Annotated in this window: 18 protein-coding genes; 9 read left to right on the forward strand and 9 right to left on the reverse strand. The window is 66.1% G+C overall.

Translation table 11 applies throughout. The features are described 5' to 3' along the window. Positions 1-13: 13 nt before the first annotated feature. Complete coding sequence (gene mtnA / locus PX554_RS05930; protein ID WP_275499752.1) at positions 14-1,045, forward strand: S-methyl-5-thioribose-1-phosphate isomerase; 1,032 nt, start codon at positions 14-16, stop codon at positions 1,043-1,045. Positions 1,046-1,246: 201 nt separating this feature from the next. On the opposite strand, the gene PX554_RS05935 is transcribed toward mtnA, so the two are convergent. Both PX554_RS05935 and PX554_RS05940 read right to left on the reverse strand, forming a co-directional pair. Further along, positions 1,247-2,014 (reverse strand): metallophosphoesterase family protein, encoded by a 768-nt coding sequence (locus tag PX554_RS05935; protein WP_275499754.1) that lies wholly within the window; start codon positions 2,012-2,014, stop codon positions 1,247-1,249. A gap of 13 nt (positions 2,015-2,027) precedes the next feature. Next, positions 2,028-2,858, reverse strand: coding sequence for a diacylglycerol/lipid kinase family protein (locus PX554_RS05940; RefSeq protein ID WP_275499756.1), 831 nt, complete (start codon positions 2,856-2,858; stop codon positions 2,028-2,030). 177 nt (positions 2,859-3,035) lie between these two features. On the opposite strand from PX554_RS05940, the gene PX554_RS05945 reads away from it, so the two are divergent. The 4 genes from PX554_RS05945 (at position 3,036) to PX554_RS05960 (ending at position 9,812) form a co-directional block, all read left to right on the forward strand. Further along, entirely contained in the window at positions 3,036-4,982 is a 1,947-nt protein-coding gene (locus PX554_RS05945) for an OPT family oligopeptide transporter (protein WP_275499758.1), read from the forward strand. Between the two features lie 231 nt (positions 4,983-5,213). Then, positions 5,214-7,211, forward strand: coding sequence for an acyltransferase family protein (locus tag PX554_RS05950; RefSeq protein ID WP_275499759.1), 1,998 nt, complete (start codon positions 5,214-5,216; stop codon positions 7,209-7,211). Further along, complete coding sequence (locus PX554_RS05955) at positions 7,198-8,688, forward strand: oligosaccharide flippase family protein (RefSeq protein ID WP_275499761.1); 1,491 nt, start codon at positions 7,198-7,200, stop codon at positions 8,686-8,688. Before PX554_RS05950 ends, PX554_RS05955 begins: the two co-directional genes overlap by 14 nt. Beyond that, on the forward strand, positions 8,685-9,812 hold the full coding sequence (locus PX554_RS05960; RefSeq protein ID WP_275499763.1) for a glycosyltransferase family 4 protein: 1,128 nt from the start codon (positions 8,685-8,687) through the stop codon (positions 9,810-9,812). Before PX554_RS05955 ends, PX554_RS05960 begins: the two co-directional genes overlap by 4 nt. A 15-nt stretch (positions 9,813-9,827) precedes the next feature. On the opposite strand, the gene PX554_RS05965 is transcribed toward PX554_RS05960, so the two are convergent. The 3 genes from PX554_RS05965 to queF all read right to left on the reverse strand — a co-directional run bounded on the left by PX554_RS05965 (position 9,828) and on the right by queF (position 14,011). Further along, on the reverse strand, positions 9,828-11,111 hold the full coding sequence (locus tag PX554_RS05965; RefSeq protein ID WP_093221486.1) for a glycoside hydrolase family 130 protein: 1,284 nt from the start codon (positions 11,109-11,111) through the stop codon (positions 9,828-9,830). 46 nt (positions 11,112-11,157) lie between these two features. Then, positions 11,158-13,431, reverse strand: coding sequence for a glycosyltransferase family 4 protein (locus PX554_RS05970; RefSeq protein WP_275499765.1), 2,274 nt, complete (start codon positions 13,429-13,431; stop codon positions 11,158-11,160). 133 nt (positions 13,432-13,564) lie between these two features. Further along, on the reverse strand, positions 13,565-14,011 hold the full coding sequence (gene queF, locus PX554_RS05975; RefSeq protein ID WP_093221491.1) for a preQ(1) synthase: 447 nt from the start codon (positions 14,009-14,011) through the stop codon (positions 13,565-13,567). Positions 14,012-14,132: 121 nt separating this feature from the next. Between queF and PX554_RS05980 the strand changes: the two genes are divergently transcribed. From PX554_RS05980 to PX554_RS05990, 3 genes are all read left to right on the forward strand, one after another. Further along, positions 14,133-14,972, forward strand: coding sequence for a sulfurtransferase (locus PX554_RS05980; RefSeq protein WP_275499768.1), 840 nt, complete (start codon positions 14,133-14,135; stop codon positions 14,970-14,972). Continuing rightward, positions 14,969-16,159, forward strand: coding sequence for a cystathionine beta-lyase (gene metC, locus PX554_RS05985; RefSeq protein WP_275499770.1), 1,191 nt, complete (start codon positions 14,969-14,971; stop codon positions 16,157-16,159). Before PX554_RS05980 ends, metC begins: the two co-directional genes overlap by 4 nt. A 186-nt stretch (positions 16,160-16,345) precedes the next feature. Then, a complete protein-coding gene (locus tag PX554_RS05990; protein WP_275499772.1) occupies positions 16,346-17,107 on the forward strand; it encodes a TorF family putative porin in 762 nt (253 codons plus the stop codon). A gap of 82 nt (positions 17,108-17,189) precedes the next feature. Here PX554_RS05990 and PX554_RS05995 read toward each other — a convergent pair whose 3' ends face one another. The 3 genes from PX554_RS05995 to PX554_RS06005 are packed head-to-tail and all read right to left on the reverse strand — an operon-like array spanning position 17,190 to position 21,212. After that, complete coding sequence (locus tag PX554_RS05995; protein WP_093221502.1) at positions 17,190-17,606, reverse strand: DUF3035 domain-containing protein; 417 nt, start codon at positions 17,604-17,606, stop codon at positions 17,190-17,192. Continuing rightward, on the reverse strand, positions 17,599-18,120 hold the full coding sequence (gene lspA / locus PX554_RS06000; protein ID WP_275499775.1) for a signal peptidase II: 522 nt from the start codon (positions 18,118-18,120) through the stop codon (positions 17,599-17,601). The genes PX554_RS05995 and lspA overlap by 8 nt, the downstream gene beginning before the upstream one ends. Next, a complete protein-coding gene (locus PX554_RS06005; RefSeq protein ID WP_275499777.1) occupies positions 18,117-21,212 on the reverse strand; it encodes an isoleucine--tRNA ligase in 3,096 nt (1,031 codons plus the stop codon). The genes lspA and PX554_RS06005 overlap by 4 nt, the downstream gene beginning before the upstream one ends. Before the next feature lie 96 nt (positions 21,213-21,308). On the opposite strand from PX554_RS06005, the gene PX554_RS06010 reads away from it, so the two are divergent. Further along, on the forward strand, positions 21,309-21,911 hold the full coding sequence (locus PX554_RS06010; protein WP_275499780.1) for a DedA family protein: 603 nt from the start codon (positions 21,309-21,311) through the stop codon (positions 21,909-21,911). A 91-nt stretch (positions 21,912-22,002) separates the two neighbouring features. Here the strand turns inward: PX554_RS06010 and PX554_RS06015 are convergent, their stop codons facing one another. After that, entirely contained in the window at positions 22,003-22,323 is a 321-nt protein-coding gene (locus PX554_RS06015; RefSeq protein ID WP_093221512.1) for a HigA family addiction module antitoxin, read from the reverse strand. Positions 22,324-22,345: the final 22 nt, after the last annotated feature.

Here is a 22,345-nt window from a genome sequence, read left to right on the forward strand (position 1 = left end):
GAGCCAGAGCGACATGATCCTCGAAAACACCCACCAACGCTCGATCGCCCGCACCGCCGACGGCAAGGGCGCGCGCATCCTCGACCAGCGGCGGTTGCCGTGGGAAATCGTGTGGGTCGAGCTCCGCTCGGCGCGCGATGCCGAGGTGGCGATCCGCGAGATGTGGACTCGCGGCGCGCCGCTGATCGGCGCGACCGCCGCCTATGGCCTGGCGATGGCGCTGGCCGAGGATGGATCGGACGCAGCGCTGGATGCGGCCTATACCTTGCTCGCCGAAGCCCGGCCGACCGCAGTCAACCTGCGCTGGGCGCTCGATCAGGTCGCGGCGGCAGTGCGCCCGCTCGCGCCGGCCGAGCGGGCGCAAGCTGCGTTCGCACGCGCCGACGCGATCTGCGACGAGGATGTCGCGCTCAACAAGGCGATTGGCGAACATGGTCTCGCGCTGCTGCGCGACCTTCACGCCAAACATCCTGATCGGCCGCTCAACATCCTCACCCATTGCAACGCCGGCTGGCTCGCGACGGTCGATTACGGCACCGCCACCGCGCCGATCTATCTCGCGCATGATGCGGGCATTCCGGTCCATGTCTGGGTCGATGAAACCCGCCCGCGCAACCAGGGCGCTTTGCTCACCGCGTTTGAACTGGCCGGGCACGGCGTGCCGCACACAGTCATCGCCGACAATGCCGGCGGGCATCTGATGATGCGCGGCCAGGTCGATGCGGTGATCGTCGGCACCGACCGCGTGACCGCGAACGGCGACGTCTGCAACAAGATCGGCACCTATCTGAAGGCGCTCGCCGCGCACGACAACGCCGTGCCGTTCTATGTCGCGCTGCCTTACACCACCTTCGACGCGTCCACCGCGACCGGTGCGGACATCCCGATCGAGGAGCGCAGCGGCGAAGAGGTGACTCACGTCGCGGGTCGAGGTGGGAATATTCGGGTGACGGCTTCGAGCGCTGCGAACCCAGCGTTCGACGTGACTCCGGCGCGGCTGGTGAGCGGGTATTTAACGGAGCGAGGTTTACTCGACCGGATTTGACGGGCGAGCATCACCCTCACCCTTCCCACTCGCCTTCGGCTCGCGGGCCCCTTCCCTCTCCCAATGGGAGAGGGAGGGAGGAGCGAAGCGACGGAAGGGTGAGGGCGACGGGGTCGAGCCGGTTGCCCGACGGGAAAAGACCCCAGCGTGCGCTGGGGTGACGTATGTGATTGGCGGCCGAGGGTTGCGGCGCCCCCCCCCCTACGCCGCCTGCTCCACCGGCAGCTTCACGTCGGGCTCGGGCGCGAGCGTTCGCACCTTGACCGAGAACCCCTCCGCGCCGACGCGGATCTCGTTGAACGAGGGCGGCGTTTCGCGCGTGCGCTCGGAGAGCGTGCCCGCGCCGATCAGCCGGATCTGGTGGCCGGCGGCGTCGTGGGCGATGTCGAACGGATCGTGGACGTGCCCGGTCAACACGGCGTCCGCGCCTGCTTCCGCGAGCGCCTGCAACGCTTCGGCGCCGCGGTGGGTCTGCGCCGACATGCGCGTGTGCGGTTCGATCAGCGGATGGTGGCAGGCGATGAACACACGCGTGCCTGGCCGCGCCGCGCGCGCCAGCGCCACCGCCTTGGCGAGCTCGCGCTTCGCGACATAGCCTTTCGACCAGTTGAAGCGCCACTGGAAGCGCGCGGTCGTCACCATTGGCACGATCGTAACGCCGGGCAGTTCGAGCGGCTTCTCGATCATGTCTTCGACCGAGCGATAGCGCCGGTAGGGTCGCGCGAACCGCTCAAACAGATTGTAATAGGGCAGATCGTGGTTGCCGACCTCGACCGTCACCGGCACGCCGAGACCTTGCAGCCAGGCGAGCCCGTCGGCGAACTCGCGGCGGCGTGCGCGGATCGTCAGGTCGCCGGTCATCACCACCGCGTCGGGCTGTTCCTTGTGGACGAGATCGTCGAACCACGCGACCGCCGCACGATCCTCCCGGCCGAAGTGGACATCGCTGACATGGAACAGTCGGACCATCGCACTTCCCCTGTTAGTCCGCGCGCAGCGTGCGGATGAACATCTCGCTCGTCCTGCCGCCGCAGATCTGCGTGGCGGGATCGAGCATCACCGGCTCGCCGTCGAACAGCGCGAGCACGGGCTTGCGGCCGCCGATGCGGAACCGTTCCGCGAACACCTGAGTCACCGCGCGCGCCGCGACCCAGTCACCGGTCAGCCACTCCCAGCCGAGCGCCGCGATCGAGCGGAAATCGCGCGCGTCGACCGCGGCAATATCGAGGCGCTCCTTGCCGGGCCGCACGAACACGGCCTGCGCGTGATGCTCCAGCCCCGGCACGCCCTCCAGCCGGATGCCCCGCGAAAAGGTGCGCCGCACCGCGTGGCGAAGCGCGCGCACGAGCCCGCGCAGCTTGCCCGATCGCACCAGTTCGCGCGCATGCACCCAACTCGTCGCCGGGCCGAGGATCAGCCCGACCAGTGCGCGGTGCTGCCCGGCCTCGACGAACGGGAGCGAGACGATCTCGCCCCGCTCGTGCGCGGCGTGGATGATCGAGGACGGATCGGCGGTGCCGTGGAGTTCCTTGGCGAGCAGGTTCATCGTGCCGCCAGGCAGGATCAGGATCGCGCCGTCCCATTTGGCGAGCGCGCAGACGGCTGCGTTGATCGTGCCGTCGCCGGCGAACAGAACGACGGTATCCGCGCCGGCGGCGTCGAGCGCGTCGCCGCTCGGCAGGTCGTCCTTGGGGAAGGCGGTGCGCCCGACGAGCGCGAGGCCGCGCTCCTCGAAGACGGCGAGCAGCGCCTCGGCCTTGGCCCCCGTGGCGGAGCCGGACGCGGGGTTGGTGATGAACCAGATGTTCTTCATGCCCCGCCAACGCGTGGAAGAGGAAAAGGCCGCATTCTTCTGAAAGCCCTCTTCCCTCCGAGACAGGGTTGGGAGAGGGGCAACAGCAGCACAGTGCTCGCGACGGCCGCTCTCCGGGTGAGTGGTGGCACAGAAAAAGGGCTGTGCTTGGCCGCCGCGATCATGCAACGATGCGCCATGCAGACCACCGCCAAGCCCCTTGCCGAACTCACCATCCGCGGTGTGATCCTGGGCGGGATCATCACGCTCTTCTTCACCGCCGCCAACGTCTATCTCGGTCTGAAGGTCGGGCTGACCTTCGCGACGTCGATCCCGGCGGCGGTGATCTCGATGGCGATCCTGCGGCTGCTGCCCGGTGGGTCAATCCTCGAGAACAACATCGTCCAGACGATCGCGAGCGCGGCGGGTACGCTATCGGCGATCATCTTCGTGCTGCCGGGGCTGGTCATGATCGGCTGGTGGCAGGGTTTCCCCTATGTGCAAACCGCGCTCATCACCGCGACCGGCGGCATCCTCGGCGTGATGTTCTCGGTGCCGCTCAGGCGTGCGCTCGTCGTCGATACCGATCTGCCCTATCCCGAGGGCGTCGCGGCCGCCGAGGTGCTCGAAGTCGGCGCGGGCTCGCGCGAGGGCGGCGAGGAAAGCGCGACCGGATTGAAGGTACTTGTCCTCAACAGCCTCGCCTCGGCGGGGTTCGCGATCGCCACGCAGACCAAGATCATCACCGACACCGCCGCCACCGCTTTCCGCGTCGGCGCGGGCGCGACGGGAATCTCGGGGAGTCTCTCGTTCGCGCTGCTCGGTGTCGGGCATCTCGTCGGCATCTCGGTGGGCGCGGCGATGGCGCTTGGCCTGGTCATCGGCTGGGTGGTGCTGGTTCCGGTGATGACCGCCTATCATCCGATGCCGGGCGATGTGGCGGATTGGGTCGGTGCGATCTTCAAGGGGCAGGTGCGCTTCTTCGGCGCCGGGGTGATCGGCGTTTCGGCGATCTGGACATTGCTGCGCATCGCCGGCCCCGTGCTCGGCGGCATCCGTTCCGCCCTGGCGGCGAGCGCGGCGCGGCAGGCGGGTGAAACGCTCGCTCTCGAAGAGCGCGACCTGCCGATCCTGTGGGTCGGCGCGGCCGCGCTGCTGACGCTCCTGCCGATCGTGTGGCTGCTGTGGGACGTGCTGGCGGGCGGTGCGCTGTCGGGATCGGCGGTATCGCTGATCGCGGGCGCGCTCGTGTTCATCCTCGTCGCCGGGCTGATGATCGCGGCGGTGTGCGGCTATATGGCCGGGCTGATCGGCGCGTCGAACTCGCCGGTCTCGGGGATCGGCATCCTCGCCGCGATCGGCTCGGCGCTGCTGCTGGTCGGGCTGTTCGGCCAGCATCCGGGCGAAGACACCACGCGCGCGCTGATCGCCTATGCGCTGATCGTCACCGGCATCGTGTTCGGGGTCGCGACGATCTCGAACGACAATTTGCAGGATCTCAAGACCGGCCAGCTCGTCGGCGCGACACCGTGGAAGCAGCAGGTGGCGCTGGTGATCGGCGTGGTGTTCGGCGCGCTCATCATCCCGCCAGTGCTCAACGTGCTCAACACCGGCATCGGCTTCGTCGGCGCGCCGGGTGCGGGGCCGAATGCGCTGGCGGCGCCGCAGGCGGGGCTGATCTCGGCGCTCGCCAAGGGGGTGCTGTCGGGCGACGCCAATTGGACGATGCTCGGCTATGGCGCGCTCGCCGGCGTGGCGCTGATCGTGCTCGACGAGGCGCTCGGGCGATTGAAGCTGCTGCGGCTGCCGCCGCTCGGCGTCGCGCTCGGCATCTATCTGCCGATGTCGGTGATCCTGCCGACCGTCGCGGGTTCGATCGTCGGCTTCTGCTACGATCGCTGGGCACGGCGCAGCCACAACCCCGAAGTCGCCGAGCGGATGGGAACGCTGACCGCGACCGGGCTGATCGTCGGCGAGAGCCTGTGGGGCGTGGCGTTCGCCTTCATCGTGTATCTGGCCGGCAGCGACGCGCCCATGGCATTGGTCGGTCCGGGATTCGCCCAGATCGCGTTGGTGACGGGGACACTCTGCTTCATCGTGCTGGCCGCTGCCCTGTACCGGCGGACGATGAGCGTCGTGCGCTGACCGCGAGGATCACGCGCGCCTTCCGCATACAGCGCAACGGAGACCTTGAAGGCATACGCGGGCAGAGCTCGCGTAAAGTAGGATCCGCGCGGTGACGCGCGAGAATTGCACCCAAAACCGCCCAATCTCATTCGCGCTGCACCGCACAAAGCTTCGACGAAGTGATACAGAGGCCCCCGCATTCTGAGTTCGGGAAGCGATCCCGAACGCATCGACGGGGGTTGAGCGTTCATGCACGGAAGCAGGCCGGAGGTCGGGCAGGTCCACTCGCCCGAAGCGCTGCGATATCGGCCCGAGATCGACGGGCTGCGCGCGCTGGCGGTACTACCGGTGATCTTGTTTCATGCCGGCGTGACCGTCTTCAGCGGCGGATTCGTCGGAGTCGACGTCTTCTTCGTCATATCCGGGTTTTTGATCACCGGGATCCTCTATCGCGAGATTTCCGCGGGTAAGTTCAGCATCTTGAACTTCTACGAACGCCGGATCCGGCGGTTGTTCCCTGCCCTGTTCGCGATGCTCGCGGCGAGTTCGGCGATCGGCTGGTTCATCCTCCTTCCCGATGAATTCGCGGCATTCGGGCGGCAAATCCTCGCCACCTGCCTGTTCATGTCGAACATCCTGTTCTGGAGCGAGGACGGATATTTCGACGCCGAGTCCGCGACCAAGCCGTTGCTGCACACATGGTCGCTTGCAGTCGAAGAGCAATATTACATCATCTTCCCGTTGCTGCTCTGGCTCATGGTCCGATATGCGCGATCCGCGATCCGGCCTATCGTGATGATCGGCATCGTGGGATCGCTGGTGGTCAACGAGCTTGTTCTTCACCGTTTCCCCAGCACCGCATTCTTCATGCTGCCGACACGCGCCTGGGAGCTGTTGATCGGCGCACTCGTCGCCCTGATCCCCGCCTATTCGGGCCGATATGCCGCCATGTTGGCGTGGGCGGGGGTTGGCGCGATCCTGATCCCGGTACTCACCTTTCAGGAGTCCATGCTGTTCCCCGGCATCGCCGCGCTGCCGCCATGCGCGGGCGCGGCGGCGATCCTGTGGGCGAGCCGCGGAACCTCCTGCGCGGTCGCCTTGTCGAGTCGCGGCCTGAGATTCTTCGGTCTGATCTCCTACTCGCTCTATCTCTGGCACTGGCCGATCATCGTCTTCCTGGGCCTGAAATTTGGCATGCCAATGTCGCCGGACCTTACCGTGGTGGCGATCCTGCTCTCGCTGGCCGTCGCCACCGCGTCATGGCGCTTCGTCGAGCGGCCGTTGCGCAAGGGCGGCGGCAAGCCCTTCGTGTGGAGCTTCGGCGGCGCCTGCCTGACAGCGGGGATGTCCGTCGCCGCGATATTGATCGCCGGCAACGGCCTGCCCGCGCGGTTCACGTCCATGCAGAACCGGATGGTCGACTTGTCCATCCGCGAAGGCGCCGCGATGGAGGCGGCGTATCGCTGCGCCGCCGCCCACAAGATCGGCATCCGCAAGAAAGTCGGCGTCTGCGATGTCGGGCCGGGCGGACGACCGCGCCTGGTCATCCTCGGCGATTCCGAAGCCATGGCGTTGAAGCCGGCGTTTTCGGCTGCGCTCGAACGATCGGACATCCCGGCGCGGCTGATTTCGAAGCCCGGCTGCCCGCCGCTGCTCGGCCTTGATCGTGTCGAGACGTCGCGCGGCTGCGCGGCCGCGAGCGCGGCGATGGCCGCCTATGTGCGTGCGGTGAAGCCGGCGGCGATCATCCTCGTCGCAAACTGGCGTAACGTGCTCAGCGCCAAGAACACCATCTTCGCGGGACGAACCAGTTACGATGCCGCATCACGCCTCGACAATGTCACGCGTGCGCTATCGCGGACTGTCGCCGTCTATCGCTCGATGGGCGTTCGGATCGGCATCGTCCGTTCCTTGCCCGGCGCCACCACGTCGGTGGGGCGTGCGGTGGCCCGTAGCAGCCTCGCACCGTTGCACTACACTCTGGCCGATCATCGCGCTGCGTTCGTTCCGCTCAATCGCGCGATCGACGCGCTACGGCCGGACGCCATCGTCGATCCCGCCGACATCACATGCCGGTCGCTTTGCGCCGTGACCGATGCGGCTGGAACCCCATTGTATTGGGATGCATCTCACCCCGGCGCAGCCGGCAACGCCGTGCTGGAGCCCATGCTCGCCACGCTCGTGACGAAACTCTTCAACGGCCATACCGCCCACGCGACGATCGGACATGATGATGGCCGGTCTTGAAGCCGCCGCAGCAGGCGGCGTTCGTCGTCCGGGAAGGCAGAGCGCCGCCGGCGGTCTCGCCTGGCTGGTCGCCGGGCGCTCCAGCAACATAGCGCTGTCGATCGTCACGACCGCGATTTTGTCGCGCTTTCTGACCCCTCAGCAATTCGGCCAGCTCGTGCCGGTCATGATCGTCATCTCGCTGTCGATGGCGGTCTTCGACGGCACCTTCGGCGTCGGCATCATCCGTAGCCCCAAACTCGACCGTGAACGGGTGCGCATCGCGCTCGGCAATTGCCTGCTGGTCGCCGTGATACTGGCGGGCGCGCTGGTCGCCACATCGCCGCTGATCGAGCGCTTCTTCCATTTCGACCGACTCGCCGAACTGATCGCCGCCGCGACGAGCGTGATCCTGCTACGCGCGGTGTTCGTGATCGCCTGTGCGGTGCTACAGCGGGAGCGACGCTACAAGGCGATTTCGCTCGCCTCACTGGTCGCGGCGCCTTGCGGATCGCTGCTCGTCTCGGTGCCGCTCGCGATCAGCGGCTGCGGCGCGTGGTCTTTGCTGCTGGGAACGATCGCGATGAGCGCCGTCGAGACGGCGATCGTTTCGCGCAAGGCGCGCCTGCCGTGGCGCGTCACCATTTCGCGCGCCGGCCTGTCCGAACTCGGCGCGACCGAAGGCTTTTTCGCGCTCAACCAGTTGCTCAACTGGGCGGCGCTCTCCAGCACCAGTCTGGTTGCCGGTCACTTTCTGGGTCTGGCGCAACTTGGCTATTATTCGCGAAGCTGGCGCCTGCTCGACATCGCGGTATCCGCGACGAGCGGGCCGATGCAGCGCGTGCTGGTGCCCATCTTCGCAGGGCTGCAGGACGGCGGCAGCGCGGCGCGCGCCACGTTCGAGCGTGCGCTGGCGGTCGCGGTTCCGCTGTTCGCCGTCGCGGGAACGTTCTCTTGCCTCCACGCCGAGGCGATCGTACGCGCGCTACTCGGCAAGCAGTGGCTGGCGGCGATCCCGCTCGTCCAGATCCTGTTCTCGGCGCTGGTGGCGCGTTGCGGGTACAAGGTTTCGGAGAGCGTGCTGGTCGGGTTCGGGCGGGCACGCTCGGCGGCGCTGCGCCAGTTTGTATATCTCGTCGCACTGGCATCGGGCGCGCTGATCGCGGTGCGTTGGCAGTCGGCGGGCGTCGCGCTCAGCACGTCGATCGCGGTGTGGCTGTTCTACGCCCTCTCGCTGGGCCAAGCGGTGCGGCTGCTGCACGCCAGTCTTTCGCGCACCATCATGATTCATGCCCGCGCGGCGGCGCTCGCCGGAGCGTTGCTCCTGTTTCATGTGCTGGCGGCGGTCGCGGTTGCGCGGCTCAGCTATTGGTCGGGTGAAATGGTGATGGCGATCGCGGATGCGCTCTTCTTGGGCTTCGTCCTGTTCACGGCGCCATCGTGGCTGGTCGACAGCGTCCTTCGCGCGCTGATCCGTCAGCGTGGCCGCGCCATATGATCGGCCCGCCGGGCGCGGCCGACACGCCGACGATCGTCTATCTCTATGGGCAGACCCTGCCTAACAAAGCCGCGAACTCGGGCGCCGTTATCGGATTATGCTCCGCGCTCGCGGCCCTCGGGGAGCGTATATGCGTCGTTTCCCCTGATGGCGGTGGAACAACGGCGGAGATCACCGCGACCTATCAGCCACATCCGCGCGTGCGGTTCCGCAACCTGAGCGTACCGGACAATGCCGGGCACTATCCCGCATACGCCGCCGCCCTGCGCCGGCCCGAGTTCGCCCGCGCGATCATCATCACACGCATGCCGCAAGTCGCGCTGCTGACAGCGGCGCTGGGCCGGCGAACCGTGCTGGAACTGCACCAGCATTCCGAGACCTACAAACATTGGGCGGTGTGGCGGCGGCTGTTGCACCTGGTCCGGTCGGACCGGCTGCGTGTTGCCGCCTTGTCGCAGGGTGTGGTGGATGAACTCGATCCGCTCTTGAGGCGAAAAGGCGGGGAGCCGGCCATGATTGCGAGCGCGGCGCGCGATTTCGCCGGGGGGGCCGACATCCGCCCGCGTTACGATATCGGTTTCATCGGCAGCTTCATGCCGGGCAAAGGCGTCGGCTTCGTCGAGACGATCGCGCGGCTCGCGCCCCATTATAGCGTGGTGCTTTACGGCGACCCCTCGCGCGATCCACCCTCCGCGGCGCGACTCGCGGCGCTCCCCAACGTCACGCTCGCCGGCTATGTGAACCCGACCGACGTCGGCGCCGCGCTCGCGAGTTTCCGCGTCGGCCTGGCGCCTTACGAACGCGCAGGCTTCGGCGGTGACGGCGCGCCGTTCGTACGCGCGGATGATCTCTCGTCGCTCAAGATCGTCGAATATCTGTCGGCGCGGCGGATCGTGGTGGCGTCCCGCATTCCCTCGGTGGAACGCATGGTCGCGGACCGGCATAGCGCGATGCTCTGCGATCCGGACGACCCCGCCGATTGGATTCGCGCGATCGACACGATGTTCGCCGAACCGGCGCTGGCCGCGCACATCGCCGCAACGGGGCGCGCGTTGTACGAACACCAGTTCAGCTTCGATATCCGCGCCCGGCGGTTCCGCGCGCTGATCGACCAGCTTCGCTGACCGACCGGCGCCCCGTCACATCGCCGCGAGCAGGCTCGCGATCGGAATGAAGGCGAATGCGACCGAGCTGTCCGCCACGCCGTAAGGCACGAACAGCTTGTCCCCGTGCCGCAGCGCGCCGCAGGTATAAACGACGTTGGGCACATAGCCTTCACGGTCCTGGTCCGCCGCCGCGAGGATCGGCTCCTTGGTCCGCCCCAGCACCTTCGAGGGATCGTGCTTGTCGAGCAACACCGCACCGATCGCATATTTGCGCATCGCGCCAACGCCGTGGGTCAGCAGCAACCAGCCTTGATCCACCTCGATCGGCGGCCCGCAATTGCCGATCTGCACAAGCTCCCACGGCAGTTCCGGGGCGAGCAGCTTTTCGCCTTCCTCCCAATGCGTGAGCGTATCGGATTTGAGCAGGAACAGATTCTCGCCGTCCTGGCGCCCGATCATCATATAGCGGCCGTCGATCTTGCGCGGGAACAACGCCATCCCCTTGTTGCGCGCGGCCGGGCCGGTCATCGGCACCAGATCGAACGCGCGGAAATCACGCGTTCGCATCAACTCGGACTGGATCGCGGACCCATTGTAGGCGGTATAGGTGCCGAGCCACTCCCACGAGCCGTCATCGTGCTGGAAATGGACGAGGCGCAGATCCTCGAGACCCTTCGATTGCGCGTTGGTGATCGGGAAGATCACCGTGCCCGACAGAGTCGAGTCGCGGTGACGGTACACTGTCACCGGGCCCTCGGGCACATGCTCTTCGTCGACGCCGACCATATCGGTCGCGGTCGCGAAGGGCGGCTCCGGGGCGAGCTTCAACTCATTGTTGTCAGTGATGATGCCTTCGCGAAACGCAACCGAGGAGATGTGCCCCTCGCCGACCGCGCGCAGCGACATGAGGATGCGCTGCGACCCCGGCGGCATGCCCGACTGGTCGTGGTGCGGCACCGCGCTAGGGTTCATGAGCGCGGCGGCCGCATAGCTATATTCGTGGCAGAAATACGCGCCGATCAACTGTCGCTTCTCGTCGTCGATCGCCGCGCCATTCAGGCCGAGCATCCCCTCGATCTCGTCATAGCGCGTCATGAACACGCGCCGCGTCTGCCAGTGCCGCGCCTCGAAATCCTTGAGCACGATCTCCAGCTCGGCGCTCGTCTCGGCGGCGTCGAGTGCGAGCACGGCGTTGACGATCCGCTCGGTGCGGCTCGGCCCCTGCCCGTTATTCGCCCAGGCGAGGTGGAACGGGCGCACGACGACCCGCGACGGATCGGCATGCAGCCGCAGTGCATGGTGAAACAAATCTATCACGCCTAAGCCTCGCCAATCGTCCGCACCCGCGGCGTCGCGAGCGAGGCTACGCGACGGCGCGATCCGGTCCTGCCACGCTTTCGGCCCGTTTTGAAAGCCCCGAAATCGCGCAAGAGGCAAGTTGCAGCGCCAAAATCGATTCAGCACCCTGGTTCCGGTTGAGACCGGTGGGCATCAGCCCGTCGAAACAGCCGCCGTCCTGTACGGTGGCGAGCGGCAGATCGAGATCGTTGACGCCCAGATACCATAGATACGCGCGCATCGCCTCGTCGATCCAGCGCTGATCGCCGGTGGCATCGAACGCGGCCTCGCACGCCTCGATCGTCGCCTGCGCCTCGAGCGGCTGCTGGTCGAACGGCAATGGCGGCTGATAAGGCCGGTTGAAGCTCTCGCTGCCGACGGCGCGGAAGCGGCCCTCGGGCGAGGTCTGCTGCGCGATGATCCAGTCGAGCGTCGCGGTGCCGCAGGCGATCAGATCGTCGCGGTTCAGCGCCTTGCCGGCGCGGAGCAAGGCTTCGGGCAGACGCGCATTGTCATAGGCCAGCACGATCTCGAACCACTCCCATTCGGGGCGGCGCGCCTCTTCAAGCAACGCCAGCAGTTCGGTCGAGAAGCGCGTGAGGATGCTGCGCGCGAGCGCGTGTCCGGGGAAGGCTTCAAGGATCGCCGCCGCGCCGAGCATGGCGAAGCCGTGCGCGCGGGGGCTGCCGAGTTCGAAGGCGAGGCTCGCGGTCATGTCGAACATCGCCACGGCCCAGTCGCGGTGCTTGGCATGCCGCGCGTCGCGCGCGGTTACGCCCAACGCCCAGAGCGTGCGGCCGTTCGAATCCTCCGATCCGACCTCCTCGCACCACGTCCTGTCGAAGCGCATGAAGTTGCGGAAGCGGCGCGCCTCGGGGTTCCAGGCATATTGGAGGAACGATTCGTAGATCGTCATCCACTTGTCGCGCGTGTCGTCGGCGAGCGCGTCCATCTTGCACGTCAGCATCAGCGCGCGGGCATTGTCGTCGATGCAATAGCCGTGGCGACGGTCAGGCACCGAGAAGATCGCGTGCTGAAACATGCCGGTCGAATCGCTCATCCGCTCCACTGCGGAGAAATCCGGGTCGAGCGGGGTGAGCGACGTGCTTGGCCCCGCGATCCGGCGCGGTCGGGCCGCGACCATTCCGACGATCTCGCGCATCGCTCGCTCGGCGAGACGCGGCCAGATCATCGTGCGGCCACGCTCATAGGCACGCTGCGACAGCCGCATGCGGTTACGATCGCTTCCAAGCAACGCGTTGATTTCGCGCGCGAAGGCTTCGCTGTCGCCGAAATCGACCAGCACGCCATGCCCGTCGGAGAGGATCTCGGTCGCGTGGACATACGGTGTGGACACCACCGCTTTGCCGACGCCCACCGCATAGGACAGCGTGCCCGACGTGATCTGCGCGGGGTTCACATAAGGCGTCGCATAGATGTCGGCCGCCTGGAGATAATCGATCAGATCGTCATGCTCGACGAACTCGTTGATGAAGGCCACCTGGTCGGCCACGCCATGCTCGGCGGCGAGCGCCTTGAGCCGGTCGCGATACGCCTCGCCCTCGTGCGCGACGAGGTTCGGATGAGTCGCGCCAAGCACGACATACAGCGCGTCCGGGTGCTTGTCGGTGATGGCCGGCATCGCGTCGATGATCGTTTCGATGCCCTTGCCGGGCGCGAGCAGGCCGAAGGTGAAGATCACCTGCTTGCCCTGCCAGCCGAACCGCGCCTTCAGCGTATCGGGGTTGACGAACTCACGATCGGGCACGCCGTGCGGGATCATCGCGAGGGTACGCGCGCTCGCACCATAGACGCGCTCGAGAATCTCACGGCCACGCTCCGCCATCACGATGATCTTGGCGGCGCGGCGCAACAGCCCCTCCATGACGCGGCGCTCGTCCGCGCTCGGGCGTTCGAGGATGGTGTGCAACGTCACGATGACGGGAATGGTGACGCGGTCGAGCAGCGCGAGCAAATGCTCGCCCGCGGGGCCGCCATAGATGCCATATTCGTGCTGGACCCACAGCGCCTGTGCGCCGCTCTGTTCGATCGCCCGCGCCGCTTCGGAGTAAGCGATGCGATCCTGCTCGGGGATGCTCATCGTCACTTCCGGGGGATATGCGTAGCGGCCCGGATGATCGTCCATCGCGTACACATCGACCTTCAGGTCGGGGAAGCGGCCCTTCAACGCGGTGAACGTATCAGTCGTATATGTCGCGAGGCCGCATTTACGCGGGAGGAAATTGCCGAGCAGCGCGATATGATCGACAGAAGGGAGCACGTCTGCTGATCGTGTCATCAAAGGCCATCCTGCATGAACAAGGGCTTAACGCCCGCTACGCATCCTCAAACGGTTCGGCCGCGATATGGTTGCATTATTGTTGCATCGCGGCATATCGAATCCCATTGATTTGAATCAATATTGTTCCCGCTCAGCCTCGTCCGCGATACCCCGGCACGTCCTGCGAAGGCAGCCACAATCCTTCTGGGGGCGAGCCCGACTGCCAGAATACGTCGATTGGAATGCCGCCGCGCGGATACCAATAGCCGCCGATGCGGAGCCACAGCGGCTGCATTTCCGCGAACAGCCGCTCGCCGATGCCGACCGTGCAATCCTCGTGAAACGCCTGATGGTTGCGGAAGGCGCCGAGGAACAGCTTGAGCGACTTGGATTCGACGATCGTCGCGTCGGGCGCGTAATCGATGACGAGGTGCGCGAAATCGGGTTGCGCCGTCACCGGACACAGGGACGTGAATTCGGGCGCGGTGAAGCGCACCAGATACGGGCGCCCGCGACGCGGGTTGGGAACGTAATCGAGCACGGCTTCCTCGGGCGAGGAAGGAAGCGCGCTGGTCTGGCCGAGATGCTTTGGAGTCATGCCGGCTATGTAGTGTCGTACACGCGGGTTCGCCACTGCGCCTCGACGACGCCGGGATGCAGGGCTAGGACGCGGTTCGAGGGCTGCACCGCCCCGCCCCCAGACACGATGAGGTGTGAACATGGACTCGCTGGTATCGACCGAATGGCTCGCCGCAGAACTGGGCGCGGCCGATCTGCGCATCGTCGATGCGAGCTATCACCTTGCCGAGCACAAGCGCGATGCGCGGGCCGAGTTCGCGGCCGCGCACATCCCGGGCGCGGTGTTTCTCGATCTGGCCGAGGTGGCGGACACGGCGAGCCCCCTCCCCACCATGCTGCCCGCGCCCGAGAAATTCGCGAGCCGGATGCAGTCGCTTGGCCTAGGCGATGGCACGCGGATCGTGATCTATGACGCATCCCCGGTGCGTTCATCGGCACGCGCATGGTGGATGCTGCGCCATTTCGGCGTGCGCGATGTCGCGATCCTCGACGGCGGCTTCAGCAAATGGCGTGCCGAGGGCCGCGCCGTGGAAAGCGGCGAACCCTCGCCACGGCACCGCCATTTCACCATCGCCGCAATGCGAGACGACGTGCGTGATCTGGCCGCGATGCAGGCCAACATCGACAGCGGTGCCGAGCAGGTGCTCGATGCGCGGTCGGCGAGCCGCTTCACCGGCGAGGAAGGCGACCCGCGCCCGGGCGTCGCTCCCGGCCATATCCCCGGCTCGAAACACCTGCACTATGCGACGCTGTTCAACGCCGACAACACGTGGAAGACTGGCGACGCGCTGCGGGCTGCGTTCGACGGGGCCGGAATCGATCTCGCGAAGCCGCTCGTCACCACCTGCGGATCGGGCATCACCGCCGCCGGGCTGCTGTTCGGCGCGCATCTGCTCGGCGCGGACGGTGCGCTCTATGACGGCAGTTGGTCCGAATGGGGGGCCGATCCCGCTACCCCCAAGGCGACGGGCGAGGCATGAGCGCGAACGGTAAGGGCGATTCGACCCGCGTCGTCGCCGCCGGACGGCGCAAAGACTGGACCCAGGGCATCGTCAACACCCCGGTCTGGCGCGCCTCGACCATCCTGTACGACAGCGTCGCGGACCTCCGCGCCTCGGGCGCCACCGACACGCACCATCGCCTGTTCTACGGCCGGCGTGGTACGCCGACCCAGTGGAGCCTCGCCGACGCGCTCACCGAACTCGAGCCGGGCGCCGAGGCGACGTTCCTCTATCCGTCGGGCGTCGCGGCGATCGCCGCGGCATTGCTTTCGGTATTGTCGCCCGGCGACGAGTTGCTGCTCGTCGACAGTGCCTACGATCCGTCGCGCGGGATCGCCAACACGTTGCTCAAGCGGATGGGCATCACCACGCGCTTCTACGATCCGCTGATCGGGGCCGGCATCGCCGAGCTGATCGGCCCCGCCACGCGCGCGATCCTGATGGAGAGCCCCGGCAGCCTCACCTTCGAGGTGCAGGACGCGCCGGCGATCTGCGCGGCGGCGAAGGCGCGCGGCGTGGTGACGCTACTCGACAACACCTGGGCGACGCCCTTGTTCTTCCCCGCGATCGAACATGGCGTCGATCTGTCGATCCTCGCCTGCACCAAATATGTCGTCGGCCATTCGGACGTGATGCTCGGATCGGTCACGGCGGCACCAGGGCATTTCGGCAAGCTACGGGATACCAGCTTTCAATTGGGTCAGGTCGCGAGCCCGGACGATTCGTGGCTCGGATCGCGGGGCTTGCGGACGATGGCGGTGCGGCTGCGCCAACATCAGGCGAGCGCGCTCCGCATCGCCGAATGGCTGGCGGGGCGCCCCGAAGTGTCACGCGTGCTACACCCGGCATTGCCCTCCTGCCCCGGCCATGCGCTGTTCGCGCGCGACTTCAAGGGCGCGTCGGGGCTGTTCTCGTTCGTGTTGAACGGCGGGGACGATGCGGCGCGCGCCGCGCTGATCGACGGCCTCGACCATTTCGGCATCGGCTTTAGCTGGGGCGGGTTCGAAAGCCTCGCGCTGCCGGTCGATCCCGCACGCCACCGCACCGCAACACGCCGCGCCGATGCCGGACCGATCATCCGCCTCCAGATCGGGCTGGAGGACACCGACGATCTGATCGCCGACCTCGACGCCGGGCTCGCCCGCTTCCGCGCGCACGTCTCATAAAGGAAGACGTGTTGCCCGGCCACCACACTGGCAACAAAACAGACACAAACCAGCAAAATTTTGTTGTGCTGCACCATGAGCACCGGCACATCAAAGCCTCCAACGGCCAGTTGCGCGGAGGGCTTCCCTTACAGACGCACATGCCCACGGAAGCAGGCGGGGACGACGCATTTCGAAAGGAAAACGATGCGCTTCTCCACACTCTCGCTCGGCGCGCTGCTGCTCGCCGCCTCCGCCACGCCCGCCTTCGCGGACGACGCGCCCACAGCTCCGGCTCCCGCGTTCACCGTTTCTGGCGGTGCTACGCTGATCTCGGACTACAGGTTCCGCGGCATCTCGCAGACCGACAAGAAGGTGGCGCTGCAGGGCACCTTCACGATCTCGCACGAGTCCGGCCTCTACGCGACCGTCTGGGGCTCCTCGATCGATGATTATGTCGCAAACGGCAGCGATCAGGAAGTCGATCTGATCGCGGGCTATTCGAAGACGATCAACGGCATCAAGCTCGATGGCGGCGTGCTCTATTATTACTATCCCGGCGGCGGCCACGCCAACACCGATTTCGCCGAGCCCTATTTCGACGTCTCGACCCAGTTCGGTCCGGTTAACGGCAAGGTCACCGTCAATTACGCGCCCAAGCAGAAGGCGCTGAGCGTCGGCAAGGGTGCCGAGGACAATGTGTATCTCGCTGGCGATCTCGCCGCCTCGGTGCCCAACACCCCGATCAGCTTCACCGCGCATCTCGGCCACACCTTCGGCCCGAGCTATCTTTCGATCGGCGACAATTACACCGATTGGGGCCTCGGCGGTGCGGTGACGTGGAACCACCTCACGCTCGGCGTCAGCTATGTCGATACGAACAAGGATTCGTTCATCACCGATCAGCACGACAGAACCCGCAACATTTCCGGGTCCGGCGTCGTGGTGTCGCTGGGCGCCGCGTTCTAAGCGACCGCCCGCAAGGACCGACGACAAAGAAAAAGGGAGCGGTTCGCCGCTCCCTTTTTTGTGTCCGTGGCTTAGCGGCGGCTCACTTCGGCGCGGACGCCCGTGCGCTCTGGCCATCGCCCTCGGGGGCAGCAACCACGTCGCGGGTTGAGGCGCCCTTGTCGATCACGTTGGTCTGCGGATCGTCGACCGACGAGCGGATACCGGGATCGTCGGAGTCCACGCCCGCCGCCGCGATCGTCGCGCTCTCGCCCGCGCCACGCGCGGCCGGGCCACCGAACAGAGCATCGAGCGCCTGCGCGTTGGGGCTGATGTCGTTGGCGCGCGCGGCACCCGGCTGCGGCGGCGCCAACGAGAAATCGGGCGGGATCACCAGCGGCGCCTGGCGCGCGACGGCGAATTCATCCGGCCCGCCGGGGCGACCGAGCCGCGAATGGCCACAGCCGCCGAGCAACAGCGCGACGCTCGACACGCTCGCCACACAAACCAGTTTACGCATTGCCAGAAGTCTCCACAGAATCTCGTTCGGCCCGGGGCTTGTCGCGTACCAGAAGCGCGCGGACGAACAAGACGAGCACCCCCACCGTAATCGCCGCATCGGCGACATTGAAGACCAAAAACGGTTGCCAGGTGCCGATATGGAAATCGGCGAAATCGACCACATAGCCGAGCCGCATCCGATCGAGGATGTTGCCGAGCGCACCGCCGAACACGCAGCCGAGCGCGATCTGCTCGATTCGCTTCGGTTCGCGCAGCATCCACACCAACACGCCGAGTGCGATCAGTCCGGTCATCGCGACGAGCAACCAGCGAGACGTGTCGTTGCTGGCATGGAGCAGCCCGAGCGAGACACCACGATTGGCCACGAACTGCAGGTTGAAGAACGGCGTGATCTCGCGCGCATTGGTCAGTTCGTCGAGACCAAGGACTTGGGTGACGCCGTATTTCGCCGCCTGATCGGCGACGAACAAGACGGCGGCGGCGGTGAAGCCCGCGACGGGAACGCGGCTCATGCCACGACGCTTTCGCAGCGATCGCACAAGGCGAGGTCTTCGGTCACCTCGGGCAGCAAGCGCCAGCAGCGGCCGCATTTGTGATAGTCGGTGCGCGTCACCGATACGTCCGGAGCATTGGAAACAGTGTGGCGCTCGTCATCGACCGTAACTTTAGCTACAATAAAAATCTCCGCTAAGTCGCCGAAATCGTCCGCGTTTTGACGACCATCTTGATACGGGGGCGGACAGATTACCTCTGCTTCCAAACTCGATCTGATGATCTTGGCACGTCGCAACGGTTCGATCTCGGCGGTCACCGCTTCGCGTAGCTGCCTGATTGAAGCCCAACGATCTACAATGGTTGCACCCGGCACCTCCGGCAGTTCGGGCCATTCGAGGAAATGCACCGAGCCGTCCTCGCTCGGAAAGCGCGCCTGCCACACTTCCTCGGCCGTGAAGCACAGGATCGGCGCGGCGTAGCGCACCAGCGCGTGGAACAGGATGTCGAACACGGTGCGCGCGGCACGGCGCTTGAGGTCGCTCGGCGCGTCGCAATACAGCGAGTCCTTGCGGATATCGAAGTAGAAGGCCGACAGATCCTCGTTGGCGAAATCGGTGAGCAGCCGCAGGTAACGGTTGAACTCATACGCCTCGGCCGCCGCCTTCAACTCCACGTCGAGCGTGCCGAGCAGATGGAGCACGTAGCGCTCCAGTTCGGGCATCTCGGCGGGCGCGACCTTCTCGGCGTCGGTGAAGCCATCGAGCGCACCGAGCAGATAACGGAAGGTGTTGCGCAGCTTGCGATAGGCGTCCGAGGTGGTGTTGAGCACCTCTTTGCCGATCCGCACGTCCTCGAAATAATCGACCGAGGCGACCCACATGCGCAGGATGTCCGCCCCGCTCTCGCCGATCACCTTGAGCGGATCGACGACGTTGCCGAGGCTCTTCGACATCTTGCGCCCATTGCCGTCGAGCGCGAAGCCGTGCGTCAACACCGCGTCATACGGTGCGCGCCCGCGCGTGCCGCAGCTTTCGAGCAGAGACGACTGGAACCAGCCGCGATGCTGGTCCGAGCCTTCGAGATAGAGGTTGGCGCGAACGCCCTCGCCGTAGCGTGCCTCGATCACGAAGGCATGAGTTGAGCCGCTGTCGAACCACACGTCTAGGATGTCGGTGACGACCTCATAGTCGGCGGCGTCATAGTCGGGGCCGAGCAGCGCCTGATGATCGGCCGAGAACCACGCATCGGCGCCGCCCGCCGTGAAAGCGTCGCGGATGCGCTGGTTGACCGCCGGGTCGCGGAGGTAGTCGCCCGTCGCGCGGTTGACGTAGAGCGCGATCGGCACGCCCCACGCGCGCTGGCGCGAGATCACCCAATCGGGCCGCTGCGACACCATCGCGTTGATGCGGTTCTTGGCGCGCTCGGGCACCCAGCGGGTATGTTCGATCGCATCGAGCGCGATCTCGCGGAGGGTGGCGCCGTTGGAGCTAGGGGCGGCGTGCGTGGCACGTCCTTCGACAAGCTCAGGACGAACGGAGGGACTGGTCGCGCCGCTCTCTACACCGTTCGTGCTGAGCGAAGTCGAAGCACGTGCCCCGGACGGTTGGTCCATCGGGATGAACCACTGCGGCGTGGCGCGGAAGATCACCTTCGCTTTCGAACGCCAGCTATGCGGATAGCTATGCGCGAAATCGTCGCTCGCCGCGAGCAGCGCGCCCGCAGCGCGCAGGTCGGAGCAGATCGGCCCCTCGGCGCTGACGAACTTCTTGTTGATGACGCTGCCTTGCCCGCCCAGCCACAGCCAGTCGGCGCGGTACATGCCCGCGCCATCGACCGCGAACACCGGATCGATGCCGTGCGCCTTGCATAGCAGGAAATCGTCCTCACCGTGGTCCGGCGCCATATGGACGAGGCCGGTGCCGGCGTCGGTCGTGACGAAGTCGCCGGCGAGGAACGGGCGCGGGCGCGCGAAGAAGCCGCCGAGACGGTGCATCGGGTGGCGCGCAGTAGCGCCGTTGAGCTGATTGCCAACAAATCTCTGGAGCTTGGAAGCGTAACCCGCCGGTTCCTCTGTAACGCCTCGGACTATGGCTTTGATCTCAGAGAAGCCAATCTCCGGCTTCGGCAGCCGGTCTATCTGCTTTTGAACTGCCATTAGGAAACGATCTGCCAACTGATCGGCGATCAGATAGCGTTTTCCATGAAAGTCGATTCCGTGAGATTTCAGCCAAGCTAACGCTGGTTGAAGTTTCGCGTCGCCATTAAGAAACCCGACCGTGCCATCTACGGCCAATTCCAGTCTGAAATGACTGTACTCGATCTCCGGCCCATAGGCCAAAGCCTGGTTCACCGGAATCGTCCACGGCGTCGTCGTCCAGATCACACCATGCGCGCCGACCAGTTCGGGCGCGTTCGGCGCCTCGACGATCTCGAACGCGACGTCGATCTGAGTCGAAACCACGTCCTCGTACTCGACCTCGGCCTCGGCGAGCGCGGTCTTCTCGACCGGGGACCACATCACCGGCTTGGCGCCGCGATAGAGCTGCCCCGACTCAGCGAACTTGAGCAGCTCGCCGACGATCGACGCTTCCGCTTCGAACTTCATCGTCAGATAGGGATCGGCCCAGTCGCCCATCACGCCGAGCCGCTCGAACTGTTCGCGCTGCACCGCGACCCATTTCTCGGCATAGGCGCGGCACTCGGCGCGGAACTGCGCGACCGGCACCTGATCCTTGTCGAGCTTCTTGGCGCGATACGCTTCCTCGACCTTCCATTCGATCGGCAGGCCGTGGCAATCCCAGCCCGGCACGTAGGGCGCATCCTTGCCCATCAGCGACTGGCTTCGGACGATGATGTCCTTGAGCACCTTGTTCATCGCATGGCCCATGTGAATGTCGCCATTCGCATAAGGCGGGCCGTCGTGCAGGATGAAGCGCTCGCGCCCGGCGCGCTGCTCGCGCAGCCGATCGTACAGGCCGAGCTTCTCCCAGCGCGCGAGGATCGCGGGTTCCTTGGCGGCGAGGCCGGCCTTCATCGGGAAGTCGGTCTTCGGCAGGAAGACGGTTTCGCGCCAGTCGCGCGGCGTATCGGGTGCGGTGGTGTCGGTCATGGGTGCGCGCGCAATATACGAGGGGCGCGTGCGTTACAAATTGTTCAAGCCGGTTCCCTTTCGCACCCGCGCGGCTAGGGACGGCGTTCAACCCTCATGACCGACCTGATCGTCCAACTCATCGCCCGCAGCGGCTATCTCGGCATCTTCCTGCTGATGGCGCTGGAGAACATCTTCCCGCCGATCCCGTCCGAGGTCATCATGGGGCTTGGCGGCATCGCCGTCGCGCATGGCAAGATGGGGATGGTGCCGCTGATCGTCGCCGGCACGCTCGGCACGACGGCGGGCAATTACGCCTGGTATGCGCTCGGCCGCCATTTCGGCGTCGCGCCGCTGCGGCCCGTGGTGGCGCGCTGGGGCCGCTGGCTGACGGTCGAATGGCGCGATGTCGAGCGGCTCCATGCCTTCTTCCAGCGCCACGGCGAATGGGTGGCGTTCGTGTTCCGCTTCATGCCCGCCTTCCGCACGATCGTCTCGCTGCCGGCGGGGATGGCGCGCATGCAACGCTGGAAGTTCTGCCTGTGGACGACGGCAGGGGCGGCGATCTGGAACACGTTGCTGGCGTGGGCGGGCTGGTATCTCGGCGCGCGGTTCCGCGTGCTGGAGGCTTGGTTCGGCCCGGCAAGCGCGGCGATCATGGCCGCGGTGGCGGTGGTGTATGTGTGGCGCGTGGTGACGTGGAAGCCGCGGGGAGAATAAGCGTCGCCCCGGCGCAGGCCGGGGCCGCTGCGTTATAGGGCACTCGGCTCGCCAAACTACGTAACGGCCCGGGCCTGCGCCGGGGCGACGCTTAGGCGGCGCGAGGGACGATGCGGTCGAGGTCGCCGTCAAGCGCGCGCTTGGCTTCCTCAAGATCGAAGTCGTTTTGCAGCGCGAGGAACACACCTTCGGAAATACCGAAATAGCCGCTCAGCCGCAGATCGATCGCGGCATCGACATCGAGCTTCGACGAGACGAGCGCGGCGAGACGCGTCTCATCGATACCCGCCCCCAGCGCGACTTCCGCCAAGGGGATTTCGCTGCCGATCAGAAAATCCTGGCGCAGAATGTCGCCGGGATGGACATTGTCCAGCCGGTCCTCATCCGCGATGGTAGTCCTCGATCCGGACATCCTCCGCGCCTCCGTTCGACCA

Source organism: Sphingomonas pollutisoli (assembly GCF_029167165.1).
GTDB classification, from domain to species: domain Bacteria; phylum Pseudomonadota; class Alphaproteobacteria; order Sphingomonadales; family Sphingomonadaceae; genus Sphingomonas; species Sphingomonas pollutisoli.